Here is a 12979-nt window from a genome sequence, read left to right on the forward strand (position 1 = left end):
GCGGTGACCGGAACAGTCGCGCTGGCTCGTGCCGCGCCGCGCCGGTCAGTCGAGCGGCTGCAGCGGCACGCTGACGATGCGGTCGTCGCCCTGCCGGGCGTCGCCGCGGCCGTCGGTGTTGTTCGTCAGCAGCCAGAGCGTGCCGTCCGGACCGGGCAGCACGTCGCGGATCCGCCCGAGCGACTCGTCGCCCGAGAACCGCTCGGTCGAGGTCGCCTCGCCGGCCTCGGGCACCTGGATCTCGAAGAGCACCTCGCCGCCGAGCCCGGCCAGGAACAGGGTCGAGCCGACCGCCGTGAGGCCGCTCGGGCTCGCCTGGTCGGTGCGCCACTGCAGGACCGGCTCGAGGAACCGGCCCGCCGAGCCCGACGAGCCTGACGGCCCAGTCGATCCCGACGTGCCCCGGCCCTCGACCTCGGGCCAGCCGTAGTTCGCGCCGGGGGCGAGGGAGTTCAGCTCGTCCCAGGTGTCCTGGCCGAACTCGGCGACCCAGCCGCCGCCCCACGCGTCCCAGGCGATGCCCTGCGGGTTGCGGTGGCCGAGGCTCCAGACGGGCGACCCGGGCATCGGGTTGTCGCTCGGCACGGCGCCGGTCGGCGAGAGCCGCAGCACCTTGCCGCCGAGCGAGGTCTCGTCCTGGGAGGCGTCGTCGTCGGAGGCGTCGCCGGTCGTGGCCCAGAGCATGCCGTCGGGGCCGAAGGCGATGCGGCCGCCGTCGTGGTTCGAGGCCGCGGGGATGCCGGTGAAGACGTCCTCCACGGGGCCGAGGCCGTACGACCCGGCCGCCCCGGTGATGGCGGCCCGCACGATGCGGTTGTCGTCGGCGGTCGTCAGGTAGGCGTAGAGGTACGAGGGCGACCCCGCGAGCACGGCGAGCCCGAGCAGGCCCGACTCGCCCTGGTGCACGACCCCGTCGATCGTCGCGACGTCGCGGACCGCCCCGTCGTCGCCGATCTCGACCACGCGGCCGCTGTCGCGGAGGCTCACGAACGACGACCCGGAATCCAGCCGCACGACAGACCAGGGAGCCTCGAGGCCGGTGGCGACGTCGGTCGGCTCGGCGTCGTCGGCGACGCGGACGGCCGCCGTGTCCGTGGTCGGTGCCACGGGCCCGGGGCCCGGCGTCGTCTCGACGGGCGCGGCGGCGTCGCTCGCGGCGCCGGACGACGACGTGCTCGAGGTCGAGGTCCCCGCCCCGGTGCAGCCGGCCAGCAGCGCGAGGGCCGTCGTCACAGCGGCGCCGGCGACCACGGCGCGCGTGCGCCGGGCGGGCCGGTGTCGGGGCCGGTCTCGTGTCATGGGGTGCGCCTCCTCGTCCCTCAATCAGACACGAGGAGGGGCGGGCCGGGCGACGGGTGCGGCGCATCGTTGCACGACCGTGACGACTCCGTCACCGGACCGTGACGTATGAGCGACACTCGCCAGCTGTGCACGCAGCGCACGCGGAACGCCCGGCGCACGCGAAGCACCCCGGAGTGGACGATGCACCCCGCAACGACGGGGTGCAGCGTCCACTCGGGGGTGCGAGGCAGGTGGGCCGGGCGCGCGCGGGGCGCGGGAGCGACTCAGGCGCGCGCGGCGAGCTCCGCGCGGAGCGGCCAGTCCTGGCCCTCGAGGATGAGCTGCGCGGCCTGGCCGGTGCGCGTGTTGACGACGACCGGCGCGAGCAGGTTCACCGTCATGCCGCTGGCGGCGGGGGTCGCGACGACGAGCAGCAGCGCCTCCGCGGCGTCGTGCAGGTCGAGCCCGGTGGTCTGCTCGTCGGTCAGCACCGGCGAGTAGTCGGGCAGGTGCACGGCGGCGTCGAGCACGTAGAGGCGGACCTCGGACGACGTGTCCGACGTGTCCGTCGCCCGCAGCGCGAACAGGCCGGTCGCCCCCTCGACCTCGTCGAGGACGAAGTCGACCAGCGGCTCGAGCCCGAAGGGAGGCGCGACGAACGCCACGGGGGCGGTCACGGCGCTCATCGGAGGAAGTCCATCAGCGAGACCTGCAGCACCTTCGCGGTGACCTGCAGGGCGGCCTGGTACGAGTTGTTCTGCAGCTGCAGGTCGAGCACGGCCTGGCCGAGGTCGAGGTCCTCGAGCCCGGCGCGCTGTGCCTCCAGCGTGACCTTCGTGTCCATCAGGGTGTCCTCGGCTCTCAGCAGCTGGGCGTGTCGCGCGCCCATGTCGGACTGCACGCTGCGCAGGCCGGACACACGGGCGTCGACGGTGGTCAGGTGGGACGCGACGTCGCCTCCGGTGCGGAGGCTGGTCGCGATGTCGTCGATCAGGGCGAAGACGGAGGAGGCGCCGGCACCGAACGCGGCGGAGCCGTCCGAGTCGACCGCGACGGTCGTCTCCGGCCCGATGCGGCGGGTGACGCTGGAGCCGGCGGTGCCGGTCCAGCTGTAGTCGGCGCGGAAGGCGACCCCGGCGTCCGAGGTGCCGGCGAAGACGCTGCGGCCGTTGATGCTCGTGTTGGCGACGCCCAGCAGGTCGGCCTTGAGGCCCTCCAGCTCGACGGCCACCGCCTCCTTGGCGTTCGGGGACAGCGAGCCGTTGGCGCCCTGCAGCGTCAGCTCGCGCACCTTGGCCATCAGCGAGTCGGCAGCGATCAGGGCGGAGTCGGTCGTGCTCAACCAGCCGTCGCCGTCGGCGACGTTGCGGGTGTGCTGGGCGTGGGCCGACTGCAGGCTCTTCACGCGCAGGGCCTCGGCCGTGGCGGTGGGGTCGTCGGAGGGGCGGCTCAGCTTGTCGAGGCTCGTGGCCCGCTCCTGCGCCTGCGCCAGGCGCACGGAGCCTGCCTGCAGGTGCTGCTGCGACTGCAGCGCCGTCATCTGGTTCGTCACGCGTGTCAGCATCGTCCCTACCTCCCGACCCGGCCCATGCCGTTGATCAGCGTGTCGAGCATCTCGTCGATGGCCGTCATCACGCGTGCGGCGCCCTGGTAGGCGTGCTGGTAGCTCAGCAGCGAGACGTTCTCCTCGTCGAGGCTCACGCCCGAGCCCGAGAGCTGCCGGTTCTTCGCCGACGACGCGGCGAGGTCGGCGAGCGACGACTGCGCCATCTCGCTCTTGGCGGAGGCTCCGATGCCGGCGACGATCGACGACCAGGCGCGGTCGGGCGAGCCGGATCCGACGCCGATCTGCGCGATGCGCTGCGCGACGGAGCCGTCGAGGGCTCCCGCTCCGCCGCCCGAGGCGATCGAGGAGGCGCCGGTCGGCACGACCGTGAGGCCGCGTGCCGCCGAGACGCCGGGCGCCAGGGCGAAGAACTGGCCGGCGGGCTGGCCGTCGGCGCGGACGCCGCCGGCGTGCACGGCGTTGACCTGCGTCGCGAGCTGCGTGGCGAGGGCGTCGTACGACGCGGCGGCCTCGGCGAGGGCGCCGCCCTGTCCGCCGGCCGCGGGGCCGAGCAGCGAGACGGCGCCGGCGAGGCTGCCGCCGTCCATGGCCACGGCGTCGCCGGGACGGTGCGCCCACTCGACGGTCACGCCGGTCGAGGCGCTCATCGCGAACTCGCCCTTGACGACGATGCTCCGCGCCGTGGTGCCGCTGACGAGCGCGTTGCCGCCGATCAGGACGTCGACCGTGCCGTCGCCGGCGTCGCGGACCGTGCCGCCGGCGATCGAGGCGATCTGCTCGGTGAGGCGGGCGCGGGCGTCGATCAGCTCGTTGGCGCTGGTGCCGTCCTGCACGGCCGAGCGGATGCGGCCGTTGAGGTCGGCGACCTGGCGGGCGGCGTCGTTGAGCTGGACGCCGAGGGTCTGGGCGGTGCCGCGGGTGGCGCTCCACTGGTCCTCGACAGCCTGGTGGCCGGAGGCGATGCTCGCGGCGAGGGTCTTCGCCTGGCCGAGCAGCACCGACGCGGGGCCGGTCTGGTCGGGGTGGCTGCCGACGTCGCTCCACGAGTTCCAGAAGGCGCCGAGCTGGGCGGTGATGCCCGTGCTGCGCGGCTCGCCGAGACCCTGCTCGAGGGACGAGAGCGCGTCGGCACGCACCGACTGGTAGCCGGCGGCGGCCGCGGCGCTGCGCACCTGGCCGTCGACGACGGCGTTGCCGAGGCGGGCGATCGCGTCGACCGCGACGCCCTGCCCGGGCACGACGCCGGCGCTGAACCGGCCCGTCCGGGCCGGGGCCTCGACCGAGCTCTGGCCGACGCGCTGGCGCGTGTAGCCCTCGGTGTTGACGTTGGCGATGTTCTGGCCGGTGACGTCGATGCCGGTGCGGGCGGCGACGAGGCCGGTGTAGGCGGTGTGCAGGCTGCCGAAGGTGCTGACCATCACAGCCGCCCGTCGAAGAGCTGACCGCCGGAGACCTGGCTGCCGGAGGCGGCTCCCGCGCCGGCACGTCCGGCGCGCGACGCCGAGGCGCCCCCGACCGAGCCGCTGGCGTCGTAGATGCTGCCGGCGGCCGCGTCGGCCGCCGTGGCCATGGTCTCCTGCGTCGCCCGGGCGGCGGCGCGGAGGAACCGCTCGTTCTCGTCGCGCAGCTGCGCGATGCGGGCGGTGAGGTCGGTCATCGACCTCAGGTGCGCCGTGAAGATCTCTCCCCAGGGGCCCGCGGGAGCCGCGGCGATGATCTCGCGGAGGGGCGCCTCCTCGTCCGTGCCCCATTCCTGGGCGACCGACGAGACCTCGACGGCGCGGGCCAGCCCGGCCTCGCGGAGGCGCTCGAGCACCTGCTCGACCTCGCGGGTCGCGTGCTCGATCCAGCGGGTGCGGCCGGCGGTGAGCAGCAGCTGCTCCTCCTCCAGCTTGAAGGTCAGCAGCTCCAGCAGCTCTCGCTCACGCCAGAGCAGCGCGGACAGCTCGTTCGCGCCCATGGGGCCTCCTCGGTCAGGGGGTCGTCGGGTGGTGCAGGGGAGCGGTGATGTCCTCTGCACGGGGGACTATCGGCGTCCCGCCGTCCGGCGTTAGGCGACGGGCGTCCGCCTGCCCCTCCTCATCCAGGAACATCTGTCCTGAGTCGCGCGGCGGGGGGACCGATCGTCCTGACTCGTGCACGACGCAGGAACCCTCGCGCGCAGGTTCGTGCACGATGCGACCGCAGGCTCAGGCCAGGCCGCGCACCGAGAACACCTGGTCGAGGAACACCCGCCCCGCCCCTCGCAGCCCGCCCGAGCCCTGGTGGCGCGTGACCTCGACGGTCAGCTGGTCGGTGGCCATCGGCAGGCAGTCGGCCCAGAGGGTCGAGCGGACGCCGGCGACGAAGACGTCCGAGTCGGCCAGCACGCCGCCGAGCACGAGCCGGTCGGGGTTGAAGAAGTTGACGATGGTCGCGAGCACGCCGCCCGTCATGACCCCGGCTCCGCGCAGCAGGCCGGTGGCGAGGGGGTGCGCGTCGCGGGCCAGGTCGATCATCGCCTCGACGGTCGCGACGTCGTGTCCGGCCAGCTGCATCTCGCGCACGAGCGCGTTGCCCGAGGCGAGCGCGTCGAGGCAGCCGGTGCGGCCGCACGAGCACGGGACGGCGGTCGCGCCGGGCACCGTGACGTGGCTGATGTCGCCCGCCCAGCCGTTGCTGCCCGTGTAGAGCTCGCCGCGCGAGACGATGCCGCAGCCGATGCCCGAGCCGACCTTGACGAAGACCTGGTCGGCGGGCACGGCCTCGTCGCCCTCGGCCACGAGCTCGCCGGCCGCCATGAGGTTCGCGTCGTTGTTGACCACGACGGGCAGGTCGATCTCGCGCTGCACGACCTCGGCGACCGAGACGCCGTTCCAGCCGGGCATGCGCGAGGGCGAGACGATGCGCGCGGTCGTCGACGAGACGGGGCCGGGCACGCCCACCGACAGGCCGCTCAGGCGTGCGTGCTCGGGGTCGCCCAGCTCGTCGAGCATCCCGAGGAGGTGCGCCAGCGACGCCGACAGCACCGCGGTCGGCCCCTCGGCCACGTCCAGGGCCACGTGGCGCTCGGCCAGCAGCGCGCCCGAGAAGTCGACCAGCCCGAAGGACGCGCGGTCGACGCCGAGGTCGACGCAGCCGACGAGGCCGGCGTCGCCCCGGATCTGCAGCCGCCGGGGACGGCGGCCGCCCCGTGACGCGCCCTCGCCCGTCTCGACGACGTGGCCGAGACGGATCAGGTCCTCCACGCGGGAGGCGACGGTCGAGGGCGACAGCCCCGTCACCCGGGCGAGGTCCGCGCGTGACCTCGCGGCGCCCGTCCTCAGCGGACGCAGCACCTCGACGGCCTGGGGCGTGTGGCGGGGAGGGGCGCGGAACGCCTCGGTCGTCGTCATGGGCCCCTCGCGATGATCGGTCGCGAACCTGGTCAGGCTGGTCGCGTTCCTCCAGTATTGCACGAAGTTGATCGAAATCTACGTGTAACAATCGCACAGTAGGTTCCCGTCCCACACGGACGACGACCTCACCGGACGGCGACGCGGCCCCCTTGCCGCACCTCTCGAGAAAGCGGCACCAGCGTGGACAGCACCGCCTCAGGCACCAGCGCGAACGACATGATCACGATGCGCGACGTCCAGAAGCACTTCGGCGAGCACCACGTCCTCAAGGACGTCACGCTCAGCGTGGCACCGCGCGAGGTCGTCGTGGTCGTGGGCCCCTCCGGCTCGGGCAAGTCCACGCTCTGCCGCTGCCTCAACCGGCTCGAGACGACCACGAGCGGCGAGATCCTCGTCGACGGCGTCCGGCTGCCCGAGGAGGGCAAGGCGCTCGCCGCCCTCCGCTCGGACGTCGGCATGGTGTTCCAGTCGTTCAACCTCTTCGCGCACCGCACGATCCTCGACAACGTGACCCTGGCGCCGATCACCGTGCGGGGGGAGTCCAAGAAGGACGCCCAGGCCCACGGGCTCGAGCTGCTCGCCCGGGTCGGCATCGCCGACAAGGCCGACGCGTTCCCCGCCCAGCTCTCGGGCGGCCAGCAGCAGCGGGCCGCGATCGCCCGTGCCCTGGCGATGCGGCCGAAGGTGATGCTCTTCGACGAGCCGACGTCGGCGCTCGACCCCGAGATGGTGAACGAGGTGCTCGACGTGATGGTCTCCCTCGCCGCCGAGGGGATGACGATGATCGTCGTCACCCACGAGATGGGCTTCGCCCGTCGCGCCGCCGACCGCGTCGTGTTCATGGACGACGGCCGCATCGTCGAGCAGGCCGACCCGGCCACCTTCTTCGACCACCCCGAGTCCGACCGGGCGAAGGCGTTCCTGTCGAAGATCCTCACCCACTGACCTCCTCCCCCTCCGCACCTCCCGCAGCACCACCTCCCACAGCAGCCCCATCGAAGAGAGGCACCACCTTGCGCACCTCCCCCTCCCCCCTCCGCCTGCGTCGGGTCGTCCCGGCAGCCGTGGCCGTCGTCGCCATGCTCGGCCTCGCGGCCTGCTCGAGCGACAGCTCGGCCGTCCCCGGCGCCGACCCCAGCGCCTCCTCGGCCGCCTCGGCCCTCGACGAGGTCTACGCGAACGCGGTCGTCGCGGACGCGGCCGACATCCTGCCCGACTCGACGATGGCGAAGATCAAGGAGCGCGGGAAGCTGATCGTGGGCGAGGCCCTCGACGCGCCGCTGCTCTCGCAGCAGGACCCGTCGAACCCCGACGACGTGCAGGGCTTCGACGCCGACCTCGCCAAGCTGCTCGCCATCTACATCCTGGGCGAGCCGAACGTCGAGATCGTCCCGCCCGCCTCCGAGACCCGTGAGGCCCTGCTGCAGAACGGCACCGTCGACGTCGTCTTCAACACGTACACGATCACGGAGGAGCGGGCCGAGCAGATCTCGTTCGCCGGCCCCTACCTGGAGTCCGGCCTCGCAGTCGCGGTGAAGGCCGACGACGACGAGATCAAGGGCATCGAGGACCTCGGCGGCAAGAAGGTCATCGTCGGCGCCAACACGCCCGCCGTCACCGCCGTGCCCGAGGAGCAGCCGACCGCCACGCTCGTGTCGTTCGCGACCGACCCGCAGGCGATGCAGGCCCTCAAGCAGGGCCGCGGCGACGCCTACGTGCAGGACTTCACGCTGCTCGCCTCGAACGCCGCGTCGGACGACTCGATCAAGGTCGTCGGCCAGCCCTTCACGACCGAGGCCTACGGCATCGGCCTCGCCAAGGACGACGCCGACTTCAAGGCGTTCATCAACGACTGGCTCGTGCAGATCGAGGACGACGGCACCTGGGCGAAGGTCTGGGACGCGACCCTCGGCGCGGCCGTCGAGTCGGACACCCCCGACGCCCCCGAGATCGGCTCGGTCCCCGGCTCCTAGCCGGACCGCGGGCGCCGGTGCGCCGGCCGGCCGTGGGGGCGACCCGACGGCCGGCCGGCACCCGGTCGCCTCGCTGCAGCCGCACCTCCTGCGGTCTGCCCGTCCACCGCTCCTCCCCGTTCTCCGCACCTCCGGTTCACCGCACCTCCCCGTTCTCCGCCCCACCCGCCCTCGGCCCGAAAGACCCCATGGACCTCTTCGTCGACAGTGCAGGGCCGCTCCTCACGGCCCTCGGCACGACGATCGTGATGGCGCTGGTCGCCGGCGCCGGGGCCCTCGTGCTCGGCACGCTCGTCGCCGCCGCCCGGATCAGCCCGGTGCCCGTGCTGCGCGGCGTCGCCTGGGCGTACACGCAGTTCTTCGTCAACGTGCCGCTGCTGGCGCTGCTGATCCTCGCCGTCTTCGCCCTGCCCGACGCCGGGCTGATCATGCCGCTCGCGCCGACCACGGTGCTCGTGCTCGCCCTCTACGAGGCCGCCTACGTGGCGGAGGCGGTGCGCAGCGGCGTGAACACGGTCGGCAACGGCCAGATCGAGGCGAGCAGGGCCCTCGGGCTGACCCTCGGCCAGACGCTCCGGCTCGTCGTGCTGCCGCAGTCGCTGCGCGCGGCCGTGCAGCCGATCGGCAACGTGATGATCGCGCTCACGATGAACACGGCGCTCGCCGCGGCCGTCGGCGTCGTCGAGCTGACCAGCGCCGTGAACAAGCTCAACCTCGTCCAGGCCCAGCCGATCCTGATCTTCACCGCCGCCGGCCTCGTCTACATGGTGCTCGCCCTCGTCATCGGCCTCGGCGCCGGACGCCTCGAACGAAAGGCGGCGATCGTCCGATGACCACGCCGACCACCCCCTCCGCCCGTCCCGCGAGCGGCGCCGCCTCCGCCGCTGCCACCACCTCCGCCTCCGTCCGGAAGGCGCCCACGGTCTCGCTCTACGACGAGCCGGGCCCCCGCACGCGACGCGCCATCCGGCTCTGGTCGGTCGTCGTCGTGCTCGCCCTCGCGGGGCTCGTCGCGGCCGGGCTCGTCCAGTTCGGCTCGCGCGGGCAGCTCGACGCCGACCGCTGGACGCCGTTCCTCTCCTGGCCGATCTGGCAGTACCTGCTCGTGGGGCTCTGGGGCACGATCCAGGCCGCCGCCCTCGTCGCGGTGCTCGGCGGCGCGCTCGGCCTCCTGCTCGCACTCGGGCGGCTGAGCCCGCGTCGCCCGCTGCGCTGGCTGTCGACCGCCTACATCGAGGTCGCCCGCACCGTGCCGGTGCTGCTGCTCATCTACCTGATGCTCTTCGGGCTGCCGCAGCTCGGCCTCGACCTGCCGCTGATCTGGAAGCTCGTCGTGCCGCTGACCGTGGCGAACTCGGCCGCGTTCGCCGAGATCGTCCGCGCAGGGATCCTCGGGCTGTCGCGCGGCCAGCGCGAGGCCGGGCTCAGCCTCGGGCTCTCGTCGGCGCAGACGACCCGGCTCGTCGTGCTGCCGCAGGCGCTCCGCTTCGTCACCCCGTCGCTGGTGACCCAGCTGGTCAGCCTGGTCAAGGACACCTCGCTCGGCTACATCGTCGCGTTCACCGAGCTGCTCTACCGCGGCCAGGTGCTGTCGTCGTTCAACCACCTCCTGATCCAGACGTTCCTCGTCGTGACGCTCGTGTACCTCGTCTTCAACGGGGCGCTGTCGACGCTCGCCGCCCGCCTGCGGGCACGGCCGTCGCGGCGCAGCCCCCGGCGCGCGGCGGCTCCCGTGCCGGCGCCGGCCTCGGCGCCCGCGCTCGACTGACCCTCCCTCCCCTCCCCGTCACCAAGGAGCACACCGTGGCCCCCTCCCTCCCATCCCGTGCCGACGGTCTGCCGACGCCGACCGCCCCGACCGCCCCGGCCGCCCCTGCGGCACCGTCAGCCCCGGCCGCGTCGCTCGCCGAGCTCGCCGTCGTCGTGCGCTCGGGCGTGGTCGAGAGCCGGCACCTCGGCTGGCTCGTGGCCCTCGATGCCGAGGGCCGCGTCGCCGCCGACCTCGGCAGCGGCGCGACGCAGGTGCTGCCGCGCTCGACGACCAAGCCCGTGCAGGCGCTCGCCTGCCTCGAGGCCGGGGCCGACCTCGACGGCGAGGAGCTCGCGATCGCGGCCGGCAGCCACACCGGCGAGGACGCGCACGTCGAGGTCGTCCGCCGCATCCTCACCCGCGCGGGGCTCGACGAGTCGTCGCTCGGCTGCCCGGTCGACTGGCCCGAGGACGAGGCGACGCGCGAGCGGCTGATCCGCGACGGCGAGACCCGGTCGCGCGTCCGCATGAACTGCTCGGGCAAGCACGCGGCCATGCTGCTGGCGTGCGTGTCCGCGGGCTGGGACACCGCCTCCTACCTGGACCCTTCCCACCCACTGCAGCAGCTCGTCCGCCGGACGCTGGAGGCGGTGGCCGGCACGACCGTGGAGGCCACGGCCGTCGACGGCTGCGGGGCGCCCCTCTTCAGCACGACCGTCGAGGGGCTGGCGCGCTCGTTCCGGGCGCTCGTCACGGCTGAGGCGGGCACGCCCGCCCGCCGTGTCGCCGACGCGATGCGCGCGCACCCCTTCTACGTGGGCGGGAACGCCCACGCCAACAGCGACGCGATGACCCGCGTGCCCGGCCTGCTCGCCAAGGGCGGTGCCGAGGGCGTGATCGGGATGGCGACGTCGACCGGCGAGGCCGTGTCGATGAAGGTGGTCGACGGCAGCCCGCGGGCGACGACGCTGGTCGCGCTCGAGGTGCTCGGGGCGCTCGGCGTGGACGTCTCCGGGGCCGGGTCGCTGACCGCGCTGCCGGTGCTCGGCGGCGGGGTGCCCGTCGGCGAGATCCGGGTCGGGGCGGACGTCGCGGCGTGGGTCGCCGCGGTGCGCGGCGCCGGGGTCGACGCCTCGTGACGGACGTCGTCGTCGAGCTCTGCGTCGACGACCTCGACGGCGCCCTCGTGGCCGACCGTGCGGGCGTCGAGCGGATCGAGCTCTGCGCCGACCTGCTCGAGGGCGGGACGACGCCGAGCGCCGGGCTGGTCCGCTCGGTGCTCCGGGCCGTGCGGCACGTCGGCGTGCAGGTGATCGTCCGTCCGCGCGGCGGCGACTTCACGTACGACGACGGCGAGCTCGACGTCATGTGCGCCGACCTCGAGGCGATCGCGGCGCTCGCGGCCTCGCTGTCGGCCGGGGACTCTGCCGGCCGGGAGGGCGGCACCGAGGTCGGCGTGGTCCTCGGGGCCCTGACCCCCGCCTCCGAGGTCGACGTGCCGGCGATGCGCCGGCTGCTCGCCGCGGCCGGGCCGCTGCCCGTCACGTTCCACAAGGCGATCGACGCCACGCCCGACCTGCTCGCCGCGTACAACGTGCTGCGCTCGCTCGGCGTGCGCCGCGTCCTGACGGCGGGCGGACCGGGCACCGCGGCCGAGGGCGCGGACGTGCTGGCCGAGCTCGTGCGGCGGTCGGCCGTGAGCCGCGACGCCCCCGAGGTGCTCGTCGGCGGCGGGGTCCGGGCCGCGGGCGTGGGCTCCCTGCTCGCTGCGACCGGCGCCCCCTCGGTGCACCTGCGGGCGATGTCGCCGTCGCCGCGCGGCGACGGGACGCTGCGGACCGACCCTGCCGTCGTCGCGGAGTTCCTCGCGGCCGTCGGGCGCGGTCCACGCGACCCTCACGTCGCGGGCGTCGCAGGCGTCGCGGGCCCTGCCGGCGCCGTCAGGGTCGCCGACTCGGCGGACGTCCAGGGCGGCGAGAGCGCAGGAGGCGCGGTGCCGGACCCGGCCCCGTCCCGGTCCGCGGTCGTCGCGGTCGACATCGGGGGCACCTCCTTCAAGGGGGCGGTGGTCGACGACTCGGGGCGGACCGTCCTCTCCCTCTCGGTCGCGGCGGGAGCCACCGGCGCAGAGTCGATCGACCTGGTCGTCGGCCTGCTGCACGAGCTGCGGGCCGCGGCGCGCGCCTCGGGGCACGACGTCGTCGGGGTGGGCGTCGTGACGCCGGGCATGGTCGACGCCGAGCGCGGCGTCGTCCTCTTCGCGTCCACGCTCGGCTGGACGGACGTGCCGCTCGGCCCGATCCTTTCCGCCGAGCTCGGGGTGCCCGTCGAGATCGACCACGACGTCCGGACGAGCGGCCTGGCCGAGAGCCTGTTCGGCGCCTCGGAGGGGGTCGCCGACTCGGTGCTCGTCGCCGTCGGCACCGGCGTGGCCGCGTCGGTCACGAGCGGCGGGCACGCCGTGCGCGGGGCCCTGACGGCGGCGGGCGAGCTCGGCCACGTGCCGGCGGTGCCCGGCGGCGAGGCCTGCACCTGCGGCCAGCGCGGCTGCCTGGAGGTCTACCTGTCGGGGGCCGGCGTCGCCCGGCGCTACGCGGCCCTCGGCGGACTTCCCGGGCTCGACACGGCGGCCGTCGTCGCGCGGGTCGGGGGCGTCGAGGGCGTCGGGACCGGCGTCGACGCGGTCGCCGACCGGGTCTGGGCGGACGGCGTCCGGGCCCTCGCGCTCGGCCTGACGTCGCTCACGCTGCTCGTCGACCCGGCGGTGATCGTGCTCGCCGGGGGAGTGTCGCGCGCGGGCGCCGCCCTCGTCGACCCGCTGCGCGCCGAGCTCGCGGCCGGGCTGGCCTGGCGGGCCGCGCCCGAGGTGCGGCTGTCCGAGCTCGGCACGCACGGCGGGCGCATCGGCGCCGCGGTGCTCGCGTTCCGCGCCGGCGGGCGCGGGAGCGTCGTCGACTCGTGGTCGCGGTCGGACCTGCTCGCGGAGCAGCCGCGCCCCTGAGGCGGCCTTGCACCCCCGAACGAGCGCCGC

At 74.6% G+C, this 12979-nt stretch carries 12 protein-coding genes; 6 read left to right on the plus strand and 6 right to left on the minus strand.

Features of this window, described 5'->3' with window-relative positions; all coding sequences use genetic code 11:
• Positions 1 to 45: 45 nt before the first annotated feature.
• The 6 genes from EDF18_RS09670 to EDF18_RS09695 all read right to left on the minus strand — a co-directional run bounded on the left by EDF18_RS09670 (position 46) and on the right by EDF18_RS09695 (position 6222).
• Positions 46 to 1299 carry a sorbosone dehydrogenase family protein gene (locus tag EDF18_RS09670; protein ID WP_123547617.1) on the minus strand — a complete coding sequence of 418 codons (1254 nt, stop codon included), beginning with the start codon at positions 1297 to 1299 and terminating at the stop codon, positions 46 to 48.
• 266 nt (positions 1300 to 1565) lie between these two features.
• Positions 1566 to 1967, minus strand: a complete 402-nt coding sequence (fliW, locus tag EDF18_RS09675) for a flagellar assembly protein FliW (protein WP_123547618.1) — start codon at positions 1965 to 1967, stop codon at positions 1566 to 1568.
• Complete coding sequence (locus EDF18_RS09680; protein ID WP_233569088.1) at positions 1964 to 2833, minus strand: flagellin; 870 nt, start codon at positions 2831 to 2833, stop codon at positions 1964 to 1966. Before EDF18_RS09680 ends, fliW begins: the two co-directional genes overlap by 4 nt.
• A 17-nt stretch (positions 2834 to 2850) precedes the next feature.
• Positions 2851 to 4266, minus strand: a complete 1416-nt coding sequence (flgK, locus tag EDF18_RS09685; protein ID WP_123547620.1) for a flagellar hook-associated protein FlgK — start codon at positions 4264 to 4266, stop codon at positions 2851 to 2853.
• Positions 4266 to 4808, minus strand: coding sequence for a flagellar protein FlgN (locus EDF18_RS09690; protein ID WP_123547621.1), 543 nt, complete (start codon positions 4806 to 4808; stop codon positions 4266 to 4268). Before EDF18_RS09690 ends, flgK begins: the two co-directional genes overlap by 1 nt.
• 229 nt (positions 4809 to 5037) lie before the next feature.
• Positions 5038 to 6222: an ROK family transcriptional regulator gene (locus tag EDF18_RS09695; RefSeq protein ID WP_123547622.1), complete on the minus strand. Its 1185-nt coding sequence runs from the start codon at positions 6220 to 6222 to the stop codon at positions 5038 to 5040.
• Between the two features lie 219 nt (positions 6223 to 6441).
• Between EDF18_RS09695 and EDF18_RS09700 the strand changes: the two genes are divergently transcribed.
• The 6 genes from EDF18_RS09700 to EDF18_RS09725 all read left to right on the plus strand — a co-directional run bounded on the left by EDF18_RS09700 (position 6442) and on the right by EDF18_RS09725 (position 12949).
• Positions 6442 to 7170 (plus strand): amino acid ABC transporter ATP-binding protein, encoded by a 729-nt coding sequence (locus tag EDF18_RS09700; RefSeq protein ID WP_123548277.1) that lies wholly within the window; start codon positions 6442 to 6444, stop codon positions 7168 to 7170.
• Positions 7171 to 7238: 68 nt separating this feature from the next.
• Positions 7239 to 8198, plus strand: a complete 960-nt coding sequence (locus EDF18_RS09705) for a glutamate ABC transporter substrate-binding protein (RefSeq protein WP_233569089.1) — start codon at positions 7239 to 7241, stop codon at positions 8196 to 8198.
• Positions 8199 to 8386: 188 nt separating this feature from the next.
• Positions 8387 to 9031: an amino acid ABC transporter permease gene (locus EDF18_RS09710; protein ID WP_123547623.1), complete on the plus strand. Its 645-nt coding sequence runs from the start codon at positions 8387 to 8389 to the stop codon at positions 9029 to 9031.
• Positions 9028 to 9966, plus strand: a complete 939-nt coding sequence (locus EDF18_RS09715) for an amino acid ABC transporter permease (RefSeq protein WP_123547624.1) — start codon at positions 9028 to 9030, stop codon at positions 9964 to 9966. Before EDF18_RS09710 ends, EDF18_RS09715 begins: the two co-directional genes overlap by 4 nt.
• Positions 9967 to 10001: 35 nt before the next feature.
• A complete protein-coding gene (locus EDF18_RS09720) occupies positions 10002 to 11087 on the plus strand; it encodes an asparaginase (RefSeq protein WP_369878268.1) in 1086 nt (361 codons plus the stop codon).
• Positions 11084 to 12949, plus strand: a complete 1866-nt coding sequence (locus EDF18_RS09725; RefSeq protein WP_158614659.1) for a copper homeostasis protein CutC — start codon at positions 11084 to 11086, stop codon at positions 12947 to 12949. The genes EDF18_RS09720 and EDF18_RS09725 overlap by 4 nt, the downstream gene beginning before the upstream one ends.
• The last annotated feature ends 30 nt before the right edge of the window (positions 12950 to 12979 follow it).

The sequence above is a fragment of the Frigoribacterium sp. PhB107 genome, from assembly GCF_003751515.1.
Taxonomy (GTDB): domain Bacteria; phylum Actinomycetota; class Actinomycetes; order Actinomycetales; family Microbacteriaceae; genus Frigoribacterium.

Excerpts from the sequence above, each read along its gene's own strand:
- EDF18_RS09690 (WP_123547621.1), bottom strand. The coding sequence starts at position 4,808 with ATGGGCGCGAACGAGCTGTCCGCGCTGCTCTGGCGTGAGCGAGAGCTG.
- EDF18_RS09710 (WP_123547623.1), top strand. The coding sequence starts at position 8,387 with ATGGACCTCTTCGTCGACAGTGCAGGGCCGCTCCTCACGGCCCTCGGC.
- EDF18_RS09715 (WP_123547624.1), top strand. The coding sequence starts at position 9,028 with ATGACCACGCCGACCACCCCCTCCGCCCGTCCCGCGAGCGGCGCCGCC.
- EDF18_RS09670 (WP_123547617.1), bottom strand. The coding sequence starts at position 1,299 with ATGACACGAGACCGGCCCCGACACCGGCCCGCCCGGCGCACGCGCGCC.
- EDF18_RS09700 (WP_123548277.1), top strand. The coding sequence starts at position 6,442 with ATGATCACGATGCGCGACGTCCAGAAGCACTTCGGCGAGCACCACGTC.
- fliW (WP_123547618.1), bottom strand. The coding sequence starts at position 1,967 with ATGAGCGCCGTGACCGCCCCCGTGGCGTTCGTCGCGCCTCCCTTCGGG.
- EDF18_RS09695 (WP_123547622.1), bottom strand. The coding sequence starts at position 6,222 with ATGACGACGACCGAGGCGTTCCGCGCCCCTCCCCGCCACACGCCCCAG.
- flgK (WP_123547620.1), bottom strand. The coding sequence starts at position 4,266 with ATGGTCAGCACCTTCGGCAGCCTGCACACCGCCTACACCGGCCTCGTC.